General features: G+C 67.0%; 16 protein-coding genes. 10 read left to right on the top strand and 6 right to left on the bottom strand.

What is annotated here, in order from left to right; all coding sequences use genetic code 11:
- The first annotated feature begins 95 nt into the window (after window positions 1–95).
- Complete coding sequence (locus F3J18_RS22595; protein WP_240154600.1) at window positions 96–1055, top strand: T6SS immunity protein Tli4 family protein; 960 nt, start codon at window positions 96–98, stop codon at window positions 1053–1055.
- 212 nt (window positions 1056–1267) lie between these two features.
- Here F3J18_RS22595 and F3J18_RS22590 read toward each other — a convergent pair whose 3' ends face one another.
- Together F3J18_RS22590 and F3J18_RS22585 are read right to left on the bottom strand one after the other, a co-directional pair.
- Window positions 1268–3451 carry a hypothetical protein gene (locus F3J18_RS22590; protein WP_025101951.1) on the bottom strand — a complete coding sequence of 728 codons (2184 nt, stop codon included), beginning with the start codon at window positions 3449–3451 and terminating at the stop codon, window positions 1268–1270.
- 827 nt (window positions 3452–4278) lie between these two features.
- On the bottom strand, window positions 4279–6423 hold the full coding sequence (locus F3J18_RS22585; RefSeq protein ID WP_025101952.1) for a M1 family metallopeptidase: 2145 nt from the start codon (window positions 6421–6423) through the stop codon (window positions 4279–4281).
- Window positions 6424–6511: 88 nt separating this feature from the next.
- Between F3J18_RS22585 and F3J18_RS22580 the strand changes: the two genes are divergently transcribed.
- From F3J18_RS22580 to F3J18_RS22550, 7 genes are all read left to right on the top strand, one after another.
- Entirely contained in the window at window positions 6512–6799 is a 288-nt protein-coding gene (locus tag F3J18_RS22580) for a hypothetical protein (protein ID WP_166914323.1), read from the top strand.
- A 332-nt stretch (window positions 6800–7131) separates the two neighbouring features.
- Window positions 7132–7974, top strand: a complete 843-nt coding sequence (locus F3J18_RS22575) for an amidohydrolase family protein (RefSeq protein ID WP_166914321.1) — start codon at window positions 7132–7134, stop codon at window positions 7972–7974.
- Window positions 7975–8160: 186 nt separating this feature from the next.
- Complete coding sequence (locus tag F3J18_RS22570) at window positions 8161–9498, top strand: L-fuconate dehydratase (protein WP_166914319.1); 1338 nt, start codon at window positions 8161–8163, stop codon at window positions 9496–9498.
- A gap of 33 nt (window positions 9499–9531) precedes the next feature.
- Window positions 9532–10308 (top strand): SDR family oxidoreductase, encoded by a 777-nt coding sequence (locus tag F3J18_RS22565; protein WP_166914317.1) that lies wholly within the window; start codon window positions 9532–9534, stop codon window positions 10306–10308.
- 48 nt (window positions 10309–10356) lie between these two features.
- Complete coding sequence (locus tag F3J18_RS22560) at window positions 10357–10695, top strand: L-rhamnose mutarotase (protein WP_166914315.1); 339 nt, start codon at window positions 10357–10359, stop codon at window positions 10693–10695.
- Between the two features lie 71 nt (window positions 10696–10766).
- Window positions 10767–12008: an L-fucose:H+ symporter permease gene (fucP, locus tag F3J18_RS22555; RefSeq protein ID WP_166914313.1), complete on the top strand. Its 1242-nt coding sequence runs from the start codon at window positions 10767–10769 to the stop codon at window positions 12006–12008.
- Between the two features lie 186 nt (window positions 12009–12194).
- Entirely contained in the window at window positions 12195–12944 is a 750-nt protein-coding gene (locus F3J18_RS22550) for a FadR/GntR family transcriptional regulator (RefSeq protein ID WP_013697967.1), read from the top strand.
- A gap of 63 nt (window positions 12945–13007) precedes the next feature.
- On the opposite strand, the gene F3J18_RS22545 is transcribed toward F3J18_RS22550, so the two are convergent.
- Genes F3J18_RS22545 through F3J18_RS22530 form a run of 4 tightly spaced genes read right to left on the bottom strand, consistent with a single transcriptional unit; the run spans window position 13008 to window position 19147 of the window.
- A complete protein-coding gene (locus F3J18_RS22545) occupies window positions 13008–16304 on the bottom strand; it encodes a hypothetical protein (RefSeq protein ID WP_166914311.1) in 3297 nt (1098 codons plus the stop codon).
- The gene (locus tag F3J18_RS22540) at window positions 16291–16938 is read right to left on the bottom strand and encodes an LUD domain-containing protein (RefSeq protein ID WP_166914309.1); all 648 of its coding nucleotides are present in this window, start codon (window positions 16936–16938) and stop codon (window positions 16291–16293) included. The genes F3J18_RS22545 and F3J18_RS22540 overlap by 14 nt, the downstream gene beginning before the upstream one ends.
- Window positions 16935–18368 (bottom strand): lactate utilization protein B, encoded by a 1434-nt coding sequence (locus tag F3J18_RS22535; RefSeq protein WP_166914307.1) that lies wholly within the window; start codon window positions 18366–18368, stop codon window positions 16935–16937. The genes F3J18_RS22540 and F3J18_RS22535 overlap by 4 nt, the downstream gene beginning before the upstream one ends.
- Window positions 18365–19147, bottom strand: coding sequence for a (Fe-S)-binding protein (locus F3J18_RS22530; RefSeq protein WP_166914305.1), 783 nt, complete (start codon window positions 19145–19147; stop codon window positions 18365–18367). Before F3J18_RS22530 ends, F3J18_RS22535 begins: the two co-directional genes overlap by 4 nt.
- A 233-nt stretch (window positions 19148–19380) precedes the next feature.
- Here F3J18_RS22530 and F3J18_RS22525 point away from each other — a divergent pair, with 233 nt between their 5' ends.
- Both F3J18_RS22525 and F3J18_RS22520 read left to right on the top strand, forming a co-directional pair.
- On the top strand, window positions 19381–20094 hold the full coding sequence (locus F3J18_RS22525) for a FadR/GntR family transcriptional regulator (protein WP_013697975.1): 714 nt from the start codon (window positions 19381–19383) through the stop codon (window positions 20092–20094).
- Window positions 20095–20173: 79 nt separating this feature from the next.
- Window positions 20174–21309 (top strand): amidohydrolase family protein (locus F3J18_RS22520; protein WP_166914303.1); only part of this gene is annotated, 1136 nt, incomplete at its 3' end.

Raw genomic sequence — 21309 nt, 5'->3', positions numbered from 1 at the left:
GCTGCCATATGCGAACCATTAAGGGCTTGAGTGGAGTTGTATGTTTTTTGGCGAGCCTGTGCGCTTGCTCGATTGCAATTTCGAGCGAATCAATCATGAATAATCCTATTGTCTCCAAGACGCGTCCTTGGTGTATCGGGCGCTTCGTCTTCCAGCGACCAGCGTCGAGTGCCATCACCAATGCCGCGTATGGCTACCGCAGCCATGCGCTTGTCACCACGGAGCACATCACGGCGGAAGATTTTCATGATCAGGTCGCCACCAGGGAAAGAGAGCTTCAAACCAAGCAGCGGGTCGATCTTGCCGATTTTAAACGAGAGACAGGATTGCCCTGGTTGGTGGAGGCGTATTCGCCGACGCCGGAATCGCGCGTATTTTTATACCGAATGACTACCACGGATTCAGTGGCCATGCCGTACAAGTCCGACGGCTACGCCTATCTGGATGGCGCGTTGCTACGCACGACTGGATCGATCGGGCAAATGGGATTGGATAAAGCCGAGAATATTTATAAAGACATGTTCCGTCGCTTCAAGGCAAGAGACAACTGGGACGTGCCACGCGAAGCAGGCTTTTGTGTCGATAGCGGCCTCATCACGGGGGAAGCGGAATATCCCGAGGACGTCAGCCAATCCTTCGCATTGTTGCCTGGTCGTCCGGCGCTGCTGCTGATCAAGATGCGTGATGCCGTCCCGCAGGACCAAGGACACCCCCTTACGAAAAACATGTCGGACCTGCGTGCGCAGTTGAATCGCATGCCGGGCCGTTACCAGATCCTTCGGCAAGGAAAACGGCAAGTGGCGGGAATGGATGCGGAGGAAGTGTTGTTCAAACTTCGCGACGGCGACGTCACGGTGTTTCGCTTCTATCTTTTGGCGCCGGGAGATCCGAGCACGCTGGCGCGGCCGCACACGTCGATACAGATGCATCTTGGCGCACCGCCGCGAGCCACGTTACCTCCCGAGCAAGCCACATCGCCGGTCGACGAAGCAGGCGCCCTGCAGACCTGGGACACCTTGCTGGACAGCCTGAAGCTGCGGCCCGGGGCTATCTGACAATCCACCAGGTCACACATCGATATTTCAAACTTCCATGACCGAGCCCGATAGTCGGTCGACGGTGTTGAACAGCGTGCGGTAGTCATCCGACCTACCTGCCCGACACGAAGCAGAAAAACGCCCCGCCCGACAACATGTCGGAGCGGGGCGTTTCATTACCGACGAGCATGAGGCCGGCCGAACCGGTCACACGCACCGGTCACATCGAATCAGGCCGGATCCGCATACTTCAGCGTCCAGCTCAGCGTCTTGCTCTGGCCGGTCCCCAGCGTGAACGCTTGCGTCGTGCAGGCGAACTTCGAATGCAACTGCCCGATCGGCGTGGTCGAGAGCGGGTTGGTGGTGCCGTTCGCGGTGCTGAAGTCCGACAACGCGCAGTTGTCGAAGCCGGTGGTCGCGTAGTTGGTCGCCGCGCCGTTCGAGTAGGACACCGACACGCCATCGGCATTCGCCGTGCTGTTCGAGAAGTCGTTGAACGCCGTGTAGTCGGTCTCCACCGACAGGTTGCCGGTCAGCGTGCCCGAGCTCAGCGTATCGGTGCGCGAGATCGTGCCATGGCTGAAGGTCACCACCGTATGCGTCTGCAGGTCGAGATCGGTGGACGCGGCCGCGTTCTTCGAGGCGACCCGGAACTTGGCCGTGTCGAAGGACACGACCACCTGGCCGTTGCTCTCCTGCACGTTCAGATTCTTGTAGTAGGTCACCGGCTGGTAGGTCTTGCCGTTGTAGCTGACCTGCGGGATCAGCAGCGCATAGGCGAGGTCGGTCGTGCCGTAGATCAGCTTGTCCGAGAACGGCACCGGGTAATACGGCGTGAACGAGTTGTAGTCGGGCGCCTGGCTCAGGTTCAGGTTGATCACGCGCTTGCCGTCGCGCACCGTCACCAGCGCCGCGCTATAGGGATGCGCGGTGTCGGTCGGCTGGTTGTACCAGGTCAGCTTGTAATGCGGCTGGGTGGTATCGAGCCACGACTGGAACTGCGTGTCGGTGAGCGGCGCGGTGCTGCCGAAGCCGAGCTTGTTCCACCAGGCGTTCACATACATGTACTGGTGCAGCAGGCTGAAGTTCTCGCCCATCACGCGCGGCTTGCCGCGATACGTATCGGTGCCGCGTCCCTTGACCCACATGTTGACCGAGGGCGTCGGCAGCGTCGGGTCGTACCAGAAGTTCTCGAAGCGCAGCGCGGCGCGATAGATGAAGGCATAGGCGACCTTCTTCTCGTCGTCGGTCAGCACGCCCGCGTTGGCGGCGGCCGTCAGCACCTCCATGAAGGCCGAATCGCCGTAAGGGCCGATCGAGCGGCCATAGTTGAAGCCCTGGCCGTCGGTGTTCAACTGCGGCAGGATCAGGTCGACCGACTTGCGCAGATAGCCCTTCAGCTCGGGCGTGAGATTCGCCTCGTTGCCCATCTCGAAGGTGCGCTCGGTCACCTCGCCGATCAGCAGCGTGCTGTAGCGGTCGAAACGCGCCTGGTCGTAATAGGTCTTGCTGGTGTTCGAGGCCTCGTCGGAGAAGCCGCCGGAGGAGTCGTTGCGGATGTGGTTGGTCAGCGTGTAGAGCAGGGCGTCGCGTGCATTCATGGTGGCGACCGTCGCGTCCGTCTTCGACGAGAAGCCCGGGCTGCTCCAGCCGAGCTTCTGGCGCAGGCCGGCGATGCCATAGGACACCGCGTAGTAGTTCTGTGCCGTGTTCAGCGAGGCGATGTCGATCGGCGTGCCGGCCGCCGGGCAGGTATTGGTCTTGCCGCTCGCGTCCGGCCCGAACATGTCGCAGAACAGCAGGCGCTGCTGCAGCGTGGCCAGCATCGAATCGCTGAACACCTCGTTGAGCATGCCGTGCGCCTGGAAGTTGTTGAGTGCAACCAGGTAGTAATACTCGCCCCACGACGTGTTCGCATACAGGTAATCCGTACCGTGCGTGCCCTGGATCATCGCCGACGTTACCTTCTGGTAGGTGGCGAGATAGTCCGCGTACTGCGGATCGTTCTTCGACTTCATGTCGATCAGGATCCACGACAGGCCCAGCGCGAGCTTGCCCGGCAGGAACTTGTCGCCGGTATTGGTATCGAGCACGTGCACCGGGCTGCCGTCGCCGAGGTCCATCACCACCTGCGTGAAATCGGGCGCCGCCTTGATCTTGTCGAACAACGCGCGCATCTGGCCCATCATCGTGATCGGGATGTTCGCGCCGCTCGGCACCGCCGTGGTGGCGGTGCCGTAGACGATGCCCTGCAAGGAGCTGGCCAGCGTCGACGGCGTGCCGGGATTGCCCGGCGTGCCCGGCGAGCCGGCGCTGGGCGGGGTGCTGGTTTCCCCGCCGCAGGCGGCGAGCAAGAGGGCGGCGAGGGCAGTGCTGACGGCGAGGGCGGATCGTGTTTGTTTTATCGAAAACATGGTGTCTCCATTGGAATGATCAGGACAGCGAGGCAGCGGGAAGCGGGGCGAATCGTCAGTGCATCGAGGCATCTCCTTTTCATCGGCCAGTCGGCGGGTCGGCCGGTCGGCCGGCCCGAGCGAGACCGCGCGACGACGTCCGGGTGGACGGTCACGGCTGCTCGCGGCCGCACCCGGGCACCGCGGGCGGCGCAGGCGACGGGCGTGTCGTCGCGCGCGGCCGTCGCGGGAACGGGCACGTCAGCAGGCTTGTGGCTTTAAATCATCTGTCGTCAGACAACATGGAGTGAAATCGATGCAGCCACGCGACGTGGCGCGCGTATCGATCCGCCTCCCCCTCGAGTCCGGGGACTCTTCATTCTGATACTTCTTACCCACTGGGCATTTCACCGCGATGGTCTCGCGGGATGCGCCAGTCGCCGTCCATCCGGGCACCGTTACGGACGGCTGACTGTCGGCTTGCCGTTTTGTTGTCGGATATCCTATCTCGTTACGGAGATAGCGCCAGTCGGGGATAACCATACCCCGGCCGAGAACTCCGAATACTTCAGCGAGTTTGGCGGGCAGGACGCGTTCGGGGCTTCGCGCAAGCCCATTCGATGCGATCGGGTGGCGGCGAACCAGGGGGAGGGTGAGGTTGACGAGGCGGTCGTGATGTCGGCGGCATCGGGATACACATGCATCACGCGACCGACAACGCTTTGGAATGCGAATGACGAAGAGGGGGATGCCGGCGCACGTCCGTCCTTGCTGAAATGACGGGCGCGCGCCGGCGGGTGGGCCGCGAGTGCGACACGCCTGGGCGCGTCGCACTCGGTTCGGGATGCTTACTGCGTGCGCTGGCGAGCGGCGAACTTGCCGTGGAAGCGAACCACCGGCTGGCTCTCGCGAACCACCGATTCCGTGGCCGGCAACTGACGCAGCATGATCGCGGCCGGCGGGCTGATCGCCGTCAGCGAGGCGCTGCGCGAAGCCGGCGCGAGCCCGTTGTTGACGAGCAGGGTCGTGTCGTTGCGCAGGTTGGCCAGCAGCACCGGATCGGTGGTGCGTGCCAGTTGCGGTTGCAGCGCGCTCCAGGCGGTGTCGCTGTAGTTCGTCACGTAGTAGTCGAAGCCGCTCGGATTCGCCAGCACCGGGGTACAGCCTTGCAGGCGGACCTGGGTCTGCGTGCCGCCGAAGGACAGCGTGGTGCGCTTGATCAGGCCGTCACCATAGGCGAGCGTCACCGGGATGGTCCACTGCGTGCCCGGATAGGCGTTCTTGTTCGGGAACGGCGACTGTTTCAGCGTCACGATGTTCTCGTTCTTGGTCAGGTCGCACTGCGTGTCGAGCGAGAGCAGCGGCACGCCGGTCTGGCGCACGAAGCTGTCGCCGATCGGGCCCACCTTCTGGCCGCTCGCATCCGACAAGGCATCCCACAGCCGCTGCGGCGTGCTATTGCCGAGCGCGTACTTGTTCAAGTACTCCTGCAGGCCCTTGCGCATCACCTCGTCGCCGAGATAACCCTCGAGCATCTTCAGCACATGGCCGCCCTTGTTGTAGACGAAGGTGCCGGCATTGATCACGAAGTCGTTCGAGCCGAAGGCATTGAAGTTCGGCTGCACCGGGAAGGCCTTCGGTCCGATGTCGGAGCGAATCACGCGAGCCTTGTCGTTGATGTCCTGCACCCAGTTGAAGACCTCGGGATGGAACTGGATCTTGGTACGCGTCTCGAAGTAGGTCGCGAAGGACTCGTTGAGCCAGACGTCATCCCACCAGTCGAGCGTGACCAGGTCGCCGAACCATTGGTGCGCGGCCTCGTGCGTCAGCACCGTCAGGCCGTAGTTCGACATCGGCGTGCCGGGCTTGGGCAGGATGTCGTCGGCGAATTCCAGAATCGAGCCCCAGTTCTCCATGCCGCCGAAGTTCAGGTCCTTCTGATCCTTGAACTTGTCGTTGGCGGCTACCGTGTCGAACTTCGTCAGCGGCAGCGGAATGCCGGTGTAGCGGTAATAGTAGTCGAGCGCCTGCTTGGTTTCCTGCATCGCCGGCTTGGCCCACTCGCTCATGCCCGGCGGCGTGAAGATCCGCAAGTGCATGCCGCGGCCGTCGGGCAGCGGGCTGGTGAAGTCGTCCTCGAGCGTGTCGAACTTGCCGCCGCCGAAGAACACCAGGTAGGACGGCATCGGCGGGGTCTTCTCGAAGGAGACCAGCTTGTAGCCGGCGCCGATGTTGGCCGCGGGCTTCTCCGCCGCGTTCGACACCACCTTCCAGGATTGCGGTACCTCGGCCGACAGCTCGTAGGTCGGACGGAACGCCGGCTCGTCCCAGCCCGGGAACCATTGGCGCGACAGGTCCGATTCGCCCTGCGTGAGCACCGCGCCGCTGGTGGTGCCGTCGGTGGCGACCAGGTCGACGCGGAACATGCCTTCGGCCGCCGAGCAGCCCGGATAAGGATCGTTGTCGCAACTGCCGACCGTGCCCTGGGCCGGATCGCCGTGCGAGTCGAAGTTGATGATGCCCTGCCATTCCATGTGCAGCGAGTAGCTGCCGCGCGCGATGGTGCCGCTCGCCGGGCGCAACTGCACGTAGTCGCCCTGGCCCTGCGGCGTGGCGATCAGCGGGATGTTGCCCGGCTGCAGCGTGATCTTGCCGTTGGTGAACTGCAGACGGTGCGCGGCCACCACGATCGCGTTGACCGGCTTCAGCACGTTGATCTCGACGTCGGCGCGGCCCTGGAACTGGTTCAGGGCATCGTTCGGGCGGAACCAGAGCTTGTAGTTGACCGGCACCACCGTATCGGGCATTTCGACAGGCTTGGTGCTGCGATCCACGGCCGGTGCCGGCGCGGCATTGCTGGTCTGGTTGTTCGCGGCGGCGCCGAACGAGACGGGCGAGCCGGAGCCGCCGTCGTCGCCGCCACAGGCGGCGAGTGCCAGCGCGACGGCGCTGACGAGCGGCAGATACCGGAATTGACGCAGTGTGATCCTCATGCCGATTCCTTCGAGGGTGAAATGAACGGTTAATCGCGCGTCGAAATCGGTGGGCAATAGTAGGCCCTCGCCGATTTTTCGCAGCGAAATGAAATGGCTGGCTGTTTTGAATGAATTACCGGAAAGACTTGCGCGGAATTATGTGAAGGCGTGCATGTTCGAAGGCCCTGTTGTTTATAAACGAATAGGAAACAAACCATGCTCTGCGGCATGGGTTTGTACGCGCTTGCTCAAGCTGGCCACGTGCTGCGCCGCGCAAATACTGGACTTGCGCGCGATTCTCGCCGTTGGCCTTTTTCATGACCCGGGATTCGAACAATTACCCGGGCGGTACAAATTCGGACAGTTTGCCGACGTTCTCGATACCGGAACCTGACAAGCAATCCGCGAGTGAATATACAACGTAATTTTTTGTAATGGAACAAGAGGTTTGTTGAAAAATCTGTAGGCGAATTTATTGCCGTTTCGATTTACTCGAATGAAAAATATGCCGATCGAAAATCGGCATGAAGCGATGCCGGCCCGGCTGCGGGTTAGCCCCGATGGCGCTGGCGAGGCAAGTCGTCGAAGGTCGCGTGATTGGCTGGACCATTGGTCCGATGTCGTCGGTGTGTGCAAGCAGCCGCGACGCTCGGGATGGTGCCGGGCCAGGCAAACACGGAAAGTTGTGTGTGCAACCAAATTTGAACAGGCAAAGGAAACCGCGCGATGAGTTCGAGAATCGACGCCCACCAGCATTACTGGCTCATGGCCGCGCGCGAGGGCGAATGGCCGCCGCCGAGCCTCGCCGCGATCCATCGTGATTTCGGCCCCGAGGATCTCGCGCCGCATCTGCGCGCGACGGAGATCGACGGCACCGTGCTCGTGCAGTCGCTGCCCACGCTCGACGACACGCGCTACCTGCTCGCGCTCGCGAGCGCGACGCCGAGCGTGAAGGCGGTGGTGGGCTGGGTGGACATGAAGGCAGCCGACGCGCCGCAGCGGATCGCGGCGTTCGCGGCCGAGCCGAAATTCCGCGGCGTGCGGCCGATGCTGCAGGCGCTGGACGATCGCTGGATCGACGACGAGGCGCTCGCGCCCGCGGTCGATGCGCTGCGCGAGCACGCGCTGGTGTTCGATGCGCTGGTGCTGCCGCCGCAACTCGATGCGCTGCATGCCTTCGCCACGCGTCACGCGGCGCTGCCGATCGTGATCGACCACGCCGCGAAGCCGCCTATCGCCAGCGGCCGGCTGGAGCCGTGGCGCAGCGCGATGGCGCGCCTGGCGGCGCTGCCCAATGTGAGCTGCAAGCTTTCGGGCCTGTGGACCGAGGCCGGCGAGGGCAGCGACGACAGCGGCGTGGCGCCTTACATCGAGGCCGTGGCGACGCTGTTCGGGCCGCGCCGCCTGATGTGGGGCAGCGACTGGCCGGTGCTGCGCCTGGCGGCCTCGCATGGCGGCTACGAGGATTGGTTCGCCGCCTGCGAGCGGGCCTGCGCGCGCTGGTTCGGCGCCGAGGCGCTGGCCGACGTGTTCGGCGGCAATGCCCGCCGTTTCTACCGCATCGACTGAAGGCCGGGGCAGGCGAAGCGGGCCGGCACGATGCCGGCCCGTCATCGGGAAAACCCGGAGGAGTCACGGCGTGACGAGGCTGGCCGAAGCTCGTATCATTGAGACCAATTGGTTGGACCATTGATCCTTTGAGCCAATGGCGCCAAGCTCATCCGCCACTCGAATCACGATTCACGACATACGACCATGACGATCATTCGTTCGATGCGCGTCCTCGACGTGCGTTTTCCGACCTCGCAGAAGCTCGACGGTTCCGACGCGATGAACCCCGATCCCGATTACTCGGCTGCCTACGTGATCCTCGAAACCGATCGCGACGGCCTGGAAGGGCACGGGCTGACCTTCACGATCGGCCGCGGCAACGAGATCTGCTGCGCGGCCATCGAGGCGATGCGCCACCTGGTGGTGGGCCTCGACCTGGACTGGATCCGCGAGGACATGGGCCGCTTCTGGCGCCACGTGACCTCCGACAGCCAGTTGCGCTGGATCGGCCCGGACAAGGGCGCCATCCACCTGGCCACCGGCGCGGTGGTCAACGCCGCCTGGGACCTGTGGGCCAAGGCCGAAGGCAAGCCCTTGTGGCGCCTGGTGGCCGACATGACGCCGGAACAATTGGTGCGCACCATCGACTTCCGCTATCTCGGCGACTGCCTGAGCGAGTCGGACGCGCTGGAACTGCTGCGCAAGCAGGCACCCGGCAAGGCCGAGCGGATCGCCACGCTCGAACGCGAAGGCTACCCGTGCTACACCACCTCGGCCGGCTGGCTCGGCTACAGCGACGACAAGCTGCGCCGACTCTGCCGCGAGGCGATCGACGCCGGCTTCGATCACGTGAAGCTGAAGGTGGGCGCGAACCTGGAGGACGACATCCGCCGCGTGAGCATTGCGCGCGAGGTGATCGGCCCCGATCGCAAGCTGATGATCGACGCCAACCAGGTCTGGGAAGTGGACGAGGCGATCGACTGGGTGCGCGAGCTGGCCTTCGCCAAGCCCTGGTTCATCGAGGAACCCACCAGCCCCGACGACGTGGAAGGCCATCGCAAGATCCGCGAGGCGATCGGCCCGGTGCAGGTGGCCACCGGCGAGATGTGCCAGAACCGCGTGCTGTTCAAGCAGTTCATCATGCGCGGCGCGATCGACGTGGTGCAGATCGACGCCTGCCGCCTCGGCGGCGTCAACGAGATCCTGGCCGTGATGCTGATGGCCGCGAAATACGGCTTGCCGGTGTGCCCGCACGCGGGCGGCGTGGGCCTGTGCGAATACGTGCAGCATCTGTCGATGATCGATTACGTCTGCATCGCCGGCACGCGCGAGGGCCGCGTGATCGAGTACGTCGACCATCTTCACGAGCATTTCGTCGAGCCCTGCGTGGTGCGCGACGCGGCCTACATGCCGCCGAGCGCGCCCGGCTTCTCGATCGAGATGAAACCCGAATCGCTGGAGCGTTATCGCTTTCGCGGCGAGACGGCCAGGTCGGGCGAATCGGTCGATCCCGCCGCCGCCGTGTCCCATGCAGCCGCCTGAGCGGCAGGGCTCGAACGCGAACGGAGAATCCTGATGAACCTCGATCTGCAAGACAAGGTGGTGCTGGTCACGGGCGGCGCGGCCGGCATCGGCGGCGCGATCACGCGCGCATTGGCGGCCGAAGGCGCGATTCCGGTGGTGCTCGACCGCAACGCACCCGACGATGCCTTCGCCTCGCAACTGCGCGACCAGCAGCCCCGCACGCGCTTGCTGCGCACCGACCTGCTCGACGACGCGCAATGCCAGGCCGCCGTCGAAACCGCGATCGCCGAATTCGGCCGCATCGACGGGCTGGTCAACAACGCCGGCGTCAACGACGGCGTCGGCCTGGGCGCGGGCCGCGCGGCCTTCGTCGCCTCGCTCGAACGCAATCTGCTGCACTACTACGCGATGGCGCATTACTGCGAGCCGCACCTGAAGGCCAGCTGCGGCGCGATCGTCAACGTCTCGTCGAAGACGGCGCTGACCGGGCAGGGCGGCACCAGCGGCTATTGCGCCGCGAAGGGCGCGGTGCTGTCGCTCACGCGCGAATGGGCCGCCTCGCTGGCCGGCGACGGCGTGCGCGTGAACGCCGTGATCCCGGCCGAGGTGATGACGCCGCTCTACGAATCCTGGCTCGCCAGCTTCGACGATCCCGAGGCGAAACTGGCCGCGATCACGCAGCGCATCCCCTTCGGCAAGCGCATGACCACGCCCGAGGAGATCGCCTCGACGGCCGTGTTCCTGCTGTCGGAGCGCGCCTCGCACACGACCGGCCAATGGCTGTTCGTCGACGGCGGCTACACGCACCTGGACCGCGCGCTGGGCTGAGGCCCGCGCGCCGATCGACCCTCGAAAAAACACAACGGAGACACGACGATGCGGCAATGCCTGGCGCTGGACCTGAGAGACGACCCCGAATCGATCGCGCGCTACGAGGCGCATCACGAGCGGATCTGGCCGGAGATTGCCGCGCACTTGCGTGGGCAGGGCGTGAGCTCGATGGAGATCTGGCGGATCGGCAACCGCCTGACGATGGTGATGGAAACGGACGACGCGCGTTTCGACGCCGCGCGCATGGCGGCGGCGAGCCTCGCCGATCCGAAGGTGGTGGAGTGGGAGACGCTGATGAGCACCTTCCAGCAGCCCACGCCATGGACGCCGGTCGGGGTGAAGTGGGCGCCGATGGCGCGCATCTTCGATCTCGGCGGGCAGTGAGCGGGGCCGGCGACGGCAACCGGAAACAGAAACAGACGAGCCCGTGACCGGGACGGAAGGAGACAGGATTCATGCAACAGGTATCGGAAGCCGGCATCACGCCGGTCGGCACGGCGCAACGCTCGCGCGACTGGCGCACCGCGTTCATTCTGGTGACCAGCCTCTTTTTCATGTGGGGGCTCTCATATGGCTTGCTCGACGTGCTGAACAAGCATTTCCAGGACGTGCTGCACGTCAGCAAGGCGCAATCGGGCCTGCTGCAGGGCGCCTATTTCGGGGCTTATTTCGTGATGGCGATCCCGGCCGCGCTGCTGATGGAGCGCTTCGGCTACAAGCGCGGCATCCTGCTGGGGCTCACGCTCTACGCGATCGGCGCGCTGCTGTTCATCCCGGCCTCGGGTGTGGCGAGCTTCCCGTTCTTCCTGTTCGCGCTGTTCGTGATCGCCTCCGGCCTCGGCTGCCTGGAAACCGCCGCGAATCCCTACGTGACCGAACTCGGCACGCCCGAGACGGCCGAGCGGCGCCTGAACCTCTCGCAATCCTTCAACGGCCTGGGCAGCTTCCTCGGGCCGCTGATCGGCGGCGCCTTCTTCTTCCCCTCGGGCGCGGCCAGCCAGGCCGCTCCCGAGGGGCTCGGCTCGGTGCGCATCACCTACGTGGCGATCGCCGGCGTGGTGGTGCTGCTCGCGCTGCTGATCGCGCGCACGCCGATGCCCGACATCCGCCGCCCGGCCTCGGCCGCGCAGCGTGCCGCCGGCGAGTCGATCTGGTCGCGTCCGCACTTCGTGGGCGGCATCGTCGCGCAGTTCTTCTACGTGGCCGCGCAGGTGGGCGTGGGCGCCTTTTTCATCAACTACGCGATCGTGCACTGGCCCGAGCTGAGCGCGCAGCGCGCCTCCTTCATGCTGTCGATCGCGCTGCTGCTGTTCATGGCCGGGCGCTTCGTGAGCACCGCCGCGATGGGCAAGGTCTCGCCGGCCCGGCTGCTGACGCTCTACGCGCTCGCCAACATCGCGCTCTGCGCCATCGTGCTGGCCGGCATCCCGGTGCTGTCGGTGCTCGCGCTGATCGGCGTGTTCTTCTTCATGTCGATCATGTTTCCGACCATCTTCGCGCTCGGCGTCAAGGATCTCGGCCCGCAGACCAAGCGCGGCGCCTCGTTCCAGGTGATGTCGATCGTCGGCGGGGCGATCATGCCCTACGCGATGGGGCGCGTCGCCGACGGCTCGGGCGTGAGCATCGCCTACGCGCTGCCGCTCGCCTGTTTCGCCGTGGTGGCCTGGTACGGCTGGCGCGGCAGCCGCATCGCCTGAGCCATGATCCGGCTGCGCGCGGGCCGCTGGCCGGCGCCCGGCAGGCGTGCGCGCGCGCAGGCCGGAAAGCGCGCGCGTCGGCCGATCGACGCATACGTATTAGAATCGCCGTCTGGTTCGCGTGTGCCGCCCGAGGGGCGGCGGCCGCGAACGCCCACGATCCCGACGCGACTCGCCAGCGAACGTATGCCGATCCAACCTATCCAGAATCGCCGTCTCTACCAGCAAATCGCCGATCAATTGCGCGCGATGATCGAATCCGGCAGCTTCCCGCCCGGCAGCTACCTGCCGCCCGAGCGCGAGCTGGCCGTGCAGTTCGGCGTGTCGCGCACCTCGGTGCGCGAGGCGCTGATCGCGCTGGAGGTGGTCGGGCTGGTTTCCGTGCGTGTCGGTGACGGCGTTTCGGTGCGGCAGCGCGAGCAGCCGCCCGCCGAGGCCGCGCCGGCGCCGCATTCGAACCTGCTCGAGGTCGATCCCGAGCTGGGCATCGAATTCGACCTCAATGCCGAGATTCCGCCGTTTTCCCTGTTGCAGGCGCGCAAGCTGATCGAACCCGAGGCGGCCGAGCTGGCCGCGCTCAATGCGTCCGACGCGCAGCTCGCGGCGATCCGCGAAGCCTTCCTGCGCAATCAGCAGGACAATCGCAGCGGTTCGACCACGCATCCGGGCGACCGGCTGTTCCATATCCGCATCGCCGAGGCCAGCGGCAACGACGCCTACGCGATGATGATCAAGCAGATGCTCGCGCATCGCTACGATCCCTTGTTCCAGCGGCTGCAGAAGCTGTATACGCCGCGTGACATGCCGCATCGCTCCGAGGTCGAGCACCGCGCGATCCTCGACGCGCTGGAGGCGCGCGATGCCAAGGGCGCGCGGCGCGCGATGCTGACTCACCTGAATTCGGTGATCCGGATTTTTTCGCGGCAGTCGGTGTAGGGGCGGCGAAGCCTTCGCGGGTCCCGACGCGGTGCATCCCGCGCCCCGGCCGCCGGCTCCACCTCAGGAGAACGAAGCGGCCACGCGAGCGCTGCCGAGGCTGGCACCCGCAGCCGCGGAGAACAATCGCAGCGCCGTGTCGATCTGATGTCGCATGATGGCCTTCTTGCGGCTACGGTCGCCTTCCAGGTCCTTCGACATCTTGATGAACAGGTCCGACATGCGGGTCTTGAATTGCGGCTGGCTGTGGCGACCCTGCACGAATAGGCGGATCTCCTCCTCGATCTGCGTCTGGTACGGATGCTTCACGTTCTGCATGAAACCGCTCTGACTGCTCGAGTAGGGCAGTTCCCAGTCACCGGTGCCGACATCGCGCGACTCCAGCAGCGCCGCCATGTCGTCGAGCACGCCGAGCGTCTTCTCCTTGAGGTCGCGCGTGCGTTTTTCGAACGATTCCCATTCGCCCGTCGTGCCGTTATAGGCGACCAGTACCTTGCCGTGACCGGCTTGCTCCCCGTCGCGGGCATTCCTCGGCTTGACGTCGATCTCGCCATAGAGCTGGTTCGAGTTGGGCGACCATGAGAATTCCGTCCAGACCTTGCCTTTGGGCCCAGGCATCTCGATCAGGTAGGTGGTCTTGGCATTGCCGTCGGCGGCATGGAAGCCATGGTTCCGGACCTCGCGAATCTTGGCGTGCCCCCAGTCCTTCACCAGCGGGGCATGCTCGCCGCTGAGCGTCGAGGCGACCGGCTCGTAATGCTCGGGAATGGCGGGCAGGGACGGAGCGGGCGATTTCGCCGCGGTCGCGTCGGCATGCAGGAACAGCGGGGCAGTGGCCGTGGCCGGACGTTCGGGAGCGGGCCGGGTGCCGGACACCAGGCTGCCCATGAGCCGCGATGCCGTCTGGTGATCGGGATTCGCTTGCGCGAGCAGGTCCACGGCCGCGGTGGCCGCGAGCGAGCGCGCGCGGGAGCCTGCCTCGTCGAGCGGTGTCGCGCCGCCGGGGCTCGCCACCTGTACGTGGGCGACCTGGAGCGCGCGCAGATCGTCGGCGCTGTAGCCGGCGGGAGCGGCGGCGTCATGGGATTCGGCGGCCAGGTGCGCGATCGCGATCGCATCGCTCTCCGGGGCGCCGGCCAGCAGCGCGAGATGGGCCGTATCGGCGGCGAAGCGCGCGCGCGGCGCATCGCCGGGCGCACGGAAGGTTTCGCACGCCACGCGCGCGGCCACCATCGCGGCATGCTGGTTGTCGGGCGCGGCGCGATGAGCCGCGCACAGCACGCTCACCGCCAGCTCGAGTCGCTCGCCATGCTCGCCGCCGGCCTGATCGGCATCGTGGCGCGCCGCGGCGGCGCCCTGCGAGGCCAGCGCGTGCCGCTGTTGCGCGCGATCGAGGGTGGCGCGTGCCAGCGTCAGCGCTGGTGCGTTCGGGTTGGCCGCCTGGGCGCCGCCGCCGCGCAGCGGGGCCAGCAGCGATGCCGCCGACCAGCCGCCGCTTCGCGGAAGTGTCGGTTCGAGCTTGGCGAGCTCGGCGCTGGCCGCCAGCACGGCGAGATGGGCCTCGTCGGCCACCGCCTCGGCCTGGTCGGCGCGATCATCCAGTTTTGCCCGCTGCTGGCGGGCCTTCTCGGCGGCGATGGCGGGCAACTCGGCCGCGGTGTAGCCCTTTTCGACGAACAGTTGCCGGGCCGCCGCCGTCAGCGCGCTGAGGTCCGCGCCATGCGCGCTGCGATCCATCCGGTCGACCCGGGTCTTCATGGCGCCCAGGCCGGCGGCGGCGTCGCGATAGGCCAGGTTCAGGATGCCGTGCCGGCGTTGCGGGCCGGCGGGCAGGCCCAGCGGATCGACGGCGGCCGTCGCCACTTGCCCGGACGGCATGATCTCGGCCATCCGGATCAGCGAGTGCGCGGCTTCGCTGGCCGCCTCGGGCGTGGCGCCCGAGCGATGCAGCAGGCCGGCCGCCGAGCCGGCCGCGGCGTAAGTCGACAGGCTGTGTTCGTCGGTGACGCGCCCCCGCACCGAGACCAGATCGACGCCGAGCGCGATCGCCTCATGGACCGGCGCGCCGGCGCGAAATGCGCTGACGGCCGCCGCGCGCGCGATGGCCAGCGGCTGCGCGCCGGCGCCGGCCAGGCTGACCCGGCCGGCCAGCCGGCTCTCGAGCTGGACCGTGATCTGTCCGATGAAGGGATCGGCGGCGGCCATGTCGACCGGCAGGTACACCGCATGGCCGCGGCCCAGGTTCGACTTGACGGCGTGATATCGATCCTCGGCCGGCGTCGCGCCACGAATGCATTCGAACATCACCGGCTTGGACGGATTGGACGATTTCGAGTCCTGCATGGTCGAGGCGACGCAGAACTCGCGATTGCCGACGCGATGGAAGCCGGTCTTGAAGCCATCCCTGGCGATCTTGTCGAAGGCGTCGGCGGGCAGCCATCGCGTGGACGGATCCCGCTCGTCCTTGAGGCTGTCGATCCCCCATCTGCCGTCCGTGCGCTTGTAGAGCCGGGTGCTCGTGTCCGGCTTCAGGTTCTTGTCGAGCGGATAGAAGGCCTGGCGCAATCTTGAACCGTCGTCGTGGAAGTGGCGCTCCGCGATCACGCGCACGTTGCGGGGCGGCCGGCCCTCGGCTTCGAGGGTAACCGTGCCGGAGAAGAAGCTGCGCTTGCCGAAGTGGATCTTCTCGCGACCATTGCGCATCGCGTTGATGCCGACGATCGGCTGGAGCAGGCGGTCGTGGGAGTGGGTGAGCCGCGACAGTCCGGCCGAGATCCGATGCTTCACGCTGAGCGTCGGCCCGGGCAGTTCACCGAGCGGGCGCTTCGAGTTCGTGGCCGTGCCGGCGCCCGGCTTCAGGGAGCGGGCCATGCCGGCCAGTCCCTGCAGGGGCGCGCCGACATGGCGCCGATCGGCGGCGGGGGCCCCGTGGTTCGGGGCGTCGTCGGGGGCGGGCGCATGCTGGCCCGGCATCAGCGCGGCCAGCTTCCTGGTAATGGCGTTCATGGTGTTTCTTCCACAGTCGACAACTTTATTTCCCCTGCGGGCTACACGTTCCGGCGCGAGGCCGGATGCGGTAGCGGCATCGGGAGTCTCCGATTTCATCGTCGCGCAGTTTGGCCGGGCGCTCGCGGCTCGCAGGCGAAATATGCGACGGAAAACGGAAGCCGTCGGCGCAGAAATACATGGAATGGCCGTCGATGCACCAGGATCAGGCATCCATCGCGGGCCTATCGTCGGAACAATGAGCTTGGGCGGGCCGGGGGCGGCCACGACGCCGCGCGTTGTGGTTGTTCGCCGGTGCCGGCTCGTGATTGAGACTACCGCCGGCGGAGTTTGCCGGCCCTCAACCCGCCCCACGCCCCAGCAACACCACCGTCAACGACCTCACCCCCTGCGCCCCCTGGATCAGCACGCCCTCGATATCGGCCGTGGCCGAGGGCCCCGTCACCAGCGCCGCGTAGCTCGCCTCATGAAAATCGGCAATCCGATACAGGTCCTGCAAGCCATCGACGATATCGGCCGGATCGAGCAGCACCACCAGATGCTGGACCAGGTAACCGAGCGCGTTGACGCGATACTCCGCCTCGGAAAGCCAGACCGATCCGGTTTCGGCCACGCCATGGCGCGCCCGCACCACGCCCACCTCCACCTCGTGCAGCGAAGCCGGCACCCGTGCCGCATCGAGCAACTCGACGCCCGGCACCTCGTCCGTGGCCGACAGCGGCACATGCCCCGGAAACCGCTCGGCGAACCATCCCGGCAGTTCCGCACGCGAGGCCGGCGTGACGCACTTGCCGCCCATCGTCGCCAGACTCGCGCGGAAACGTTCGAGCCGATCGCCCGCGGGCGTCTCGAACACCGGCAGCACCGGCAACGGATGCGGATCGTCGCCGCCGATCGCCGCGAAGCTGCCGTTACCGCCATCCTCGCGCACGGCCACACGCTGCGCCGCGCGCACGCGCATCAGGAATTCCTCGCGAGACACGCTCATGATGTCGACTCCTCGTCCTTGTTTTTATCCGGGCCCGCCTGGGCGCCGTCCTTGCCCCGATTCGCCTCGTACCAATCGCGGAACGTCTGCCTCGGCGCCTCGGGCAGCGCGCGCCCCTTGCCCCAGGTATTGAGCGGGTTGTAGAGCACCAGGTTCGGCAGCCGATGCAGGGCGGTCTGCATCGAACGCACCGAGGCGCGATACAGCGAGGGATTGGCCAGCAGCTTGCCCGCCACCTTGATCAGCCCGCGCTTGACGCGCGGCAGCTCGCCTTCCTCGGCGACGATCTGGCGCCAGCGATACAACTGCTCGTGGATATTGATCTTGACCGGGCAGACATTGCTGCAACTGCCGTTCATGGTCGAGGCGAAGGGCAGGGTGCTGAAGCGCTTGAGGTCGTAGGCGGGGTTCAGGATCGCGCCGATCGGCCCGGCATAGGTGCTGCCATACGACAGCCCGCTGCTGCGTCGATAGACCGGGCAGGTGTTCATGCAGGCGCCGCAGCGGATGCACTTCAGCGAGTACCAGAAATCGTCCATCGCCAGGCGCGCCGAGCGGCCGTTGTCGACGATCACGAAATGCATCTCGGTGCCGGGGCGCGGCTTGCGGAAGTGCGAGGTGTACTGCGTGATCGGCGAGCCGAGCGCGCTGCGCGAGAGCAGCCGCACGAACACGCCGAGGTCGGCGATGCGCGGGATCAGCTTCTCGATGCCGATCGAGACGATATGCACCGGCGGCACGTTGGCCGACAGGTCGGCATTGCCCTCGTTGGTGCAGACCACCACGGTGCCGGTCTCGGCCACCGCGAAGTTGCAGCCCGTCATGCCGGCGCCGGCTTCCAGGAAGGCCGGGCGGGTGGTCACGCGCTGGCTCTCGGCCAGGTAGTGGATGTCGTCGTTGGCGGGATCGGTGCCGAGCGTGCGGCCGAACAATTCGGCCACGTCGCCGCGCAGCTTGTGCACGGCCGGCACCACCACGTGCGAGGGCGGCTGCTGGTCGAGCTGCTGGATCCGCTCGCCCAGATCGGTCTCCATCACCTCGATGCCGCGCGGCCCGAGGTATTCGCGCAGCTCGCATTCGTCGGTCAGCATCGACTTGCTCTTGACCAGCGTCTTCACGCCATGCGATTCGAGGATGCGGTAGACGGTTTCGTTGTGCGCGGCCGCGTCGAGCGCCCAATGCACCTTCACGCCGTTGGCCTCGGCGTTCGAGGCGAACTGCTCCAGGTAGTCGGCCAGGCGCGACAGCGTGTGTTCCTTGATCTGCGAGGCCAGCGTGCGCAGCGTCTCCCATTCCTCGATCGAGGCGGCCTGGGCGTCGCGCTTCTTGCGCAGGTCCCACAGACGGCGGTCGTGGAAGGCCACGTGCTCGGTCTTGGCGAGGAAGGCCTCGGCGGCGCCGGCGTGATCGACGGGTTTGGCGCGGCTCATGCCTGCACCTCCACGCGGCCGGGGCCGGCCAGCGCGGCCGTATCGACGCCGTTCAGCACCTGGGCGATGTGCAGGAAGCGCATCGGGATCCGCTCGCGCGCGGCGCAGCCCTGCTGGTGCATCAGGCAGGACATGTCGGCCGAGACCATGAACTCGGCGCCGGCCTGCCGGTGGTCGCGCACCTTGTCCTGGCCCATGCGCACCGAGACGGCCGCCTCCGATACCGAGAAGGTGCCGCCGAAGCCGCAGCATTCGTCGGGCCGGGCGGGCGCGGCGAAGCGGATGCCGGCCACGCCCTCCAGCAGCGTGCGCGCCTTCGACCAGGGTTCGCCCTGGATCTCGCTCATCGAGGCCGCGTGCAGGTGGCGGATCGCGCTGCAACTGTTGTGCAGCCCGACCGTGTGCTCGAAGCGCGCCCAGGGGAACGCGCGCACGCCGAGCACGTCGTGCAGGAACTCGGTCAATTCGTAGGTATTGGCGCGCACCGCCGCGATCCGCGGCGATTCGCCGGCCGCCGTCAGGTGCTGGCGCACATGGTGGACGCAGCTCGAGGAGGGCGCCACCACGTAGTCGTAGCCGGCGAAGTTGTCGACGAACAGCGTTTCGGCGCCGGCCGCGTCGGCCTCGCAGCCGTTGTTGGCGAGCGGCTGGCCGCAGCAGGTCTGGCGGCGCGGATAGTCGACGTCGAGGCCGAGCTTCTCGAGCAGCTCCAGCGTCGCGATGCCGACCTCGGGGTAGAGCGCATCGATGAAACAAGGGACGAACAGGGCCACCTTCATGGAATTCTCCTGCTGGGGGATGTGGCGCCGCCTCGGGGCGGCGCCTGTCTGGTCCGATCGCCGGGCGGGGCTGGCCTGGCATCGGTGGTCGCCATGATCGACAGCCCGCCCGGCTTCCGGCAAACTGGTACGACCAGTTTACGGTTTGTCGGCCGGGCCGCGCTTTCCCGATCTCCCCGATCTTCCGCCATCCCTCGATTCGATCCACCCATCCACGCCAGCCCAGCCTCCCGATGAAAACCCCCAGCCAGACCGAGCGCATCCTGCGCGAGATCGAGACGCAACTGATCGAGGGCGTGTGGGCGCCCGGCGAACGGATCCCGGGCGAGCGCAAGCTGGCCGAGTCGATGGGCGCGGCGCGCTCGACGGTGCGCACGGCGCTGCAGCGGCTGGTGGCGCGCGGGCTGCTGACCAGCCGCCCGATGTCGGGCTTCTACGTTTCCGACCGCCTGCAGACGGGCCTGATCTCGCCGTGGCGGCAACTGGTCGGCGACCATCCCGAGCTGCGCCCCGACATGCTGGAATTCCGCCTGATGCTGGAGGCCACCACGGCCTACCTGGCGGCGATGCGCGCCACCGAGGAGGACCTCGCGCGGATCGGCAACGTGATGGCGGCGATGGTCGAGGCGCATCGCGAGGGCGACCACGCGCGCGAATCGCGGCTCGACGGCGATTTCCACGCGGCGCTGGCCGGCGCCTCGCACAACGCGATGCTGCGCCACCTGCAGGGCAGCCTGGCCAAGATGCTGCACACCCATATCTCGCTCAACAACACCAACCTGTTCGAGCTGCGCGAGCAGGCCGGCGAGCACATCCTGGCCCAGCACCTGCGGCTGTGGGAGGCGATCCGCGCGCGCCAGCCCGAGGAGGCGCGGCGCCTGATGGTCGAGCATATCGGCTTCGTCTGGCGCAAGCTCGAACCCGACCTGCCGGTCACCGCGATGTGAGCCGGCGACATGAACCGCGCGCGCCATCCCGTTGCGCATGCAACGACCTGCCCGACACCGACCTTTTCCCGCTTCTCCAATGACGACGACCTCCCTGCTGATTCGTGACATCCGCACCCTGGACGGCGCGCGCGCCGACATCCTCATCATGGGTTCGCGGATCGCCGCGATCGGCCCCGCGCTGGCGCCGCCGCCCGGCTGCGCGATCGAGGACGGCGCGCGCCGGCTGGCGCTGCCGGGCCTGGTCGAGGGCCACACGCATCTCGACAAGACGCACTGGGGCCTGCCCTGGTTTCGCAACGAGGTCGGCCCGCGCCTGGTCGATCGCATCGAGTTCGAGCGACGCTGGCGCGCCGAGCAGGGGCACCACGCGGGCCGGCAGTCGCTGGCCCTGGCGCGCGCCTTCCTGGCGGCCGGCACCACGCGGCTGCGCACCCATGTCGACATCGATACCGAGGCGGGGCTGAAGCACCTGGAAGGCGTGCTCGCCACGCGCGAGGCGATGCGCGGCCGGCAGGAAATCCAGATCGTCGCCTTCCCGCAATCGGGCGTGCTGGCGCGGCCCGGCACCGAGGCGCTGCTCGACGCGGCGCTGGGCGCCGGCGCGGACCTGGTCGGCGGGCTCGATCCCTGCGCGATCGAGGGCGACCCGGTGGCGGCCGTCGACCTGATGTTCCGGCTCGCCGAGCGGCACGGCAGCGGCATCGACCTGCACCTGCACGAGCGCGGCGAGATGGGCGCGGCCTCGCTGGGGCTGGTCCTCGATCGCACCGCCGCGCTCGGCATGCGCGGCCGGGTGGCGATCAGCCATGGCTTCTGCCTGGGCGGGGTGGAGCCGCGCGTGCGCGACGCGCTGCTGGCGCGCATGGCCGCGCTGGACGTGCCGATCATCACCAGCGCGCCGCCCGATATCGAGGTGCCGTCGGTGACGGCCTGCCGCGCGGCGGGCGTGACCGTGGTGGGCGGCAACGACGGGATCCGCGATACCTGGACGCCCTATGGCCGCCCCGACATGCTCGAACGCGCGATGCTGATCGGCATGCGCAACAACTTCCGCCGCGACGACGAGCTGGCCGTCGCGCTCGACTGCGTGACGGATTCGGCCGCGCGCGGCTGCGGTTTCGGCGATTACGGCCTGGCGCCGGGCGCGCGCGCCGACCTGGTGCTGGTGGAGGCGGCCGGCGCGGCCGAGGCGGTGGTCGCGCGCCCGCCGCG

This window comes from Burkholderia sp. Ax-1720, from assembly GCF_011753035.1.
In the GTDB taxonomy this organism is placed as follows: domain Bacteria; phylum Pseudomonadota; class Gammaproteobacteria; order Burkholderiales; family Burkholderiaceae; genus Burkholderia; species Burkholderia gladioli.
This window is presented reverse-complemented; position numbering and strand designations above follow the sequence as displayed.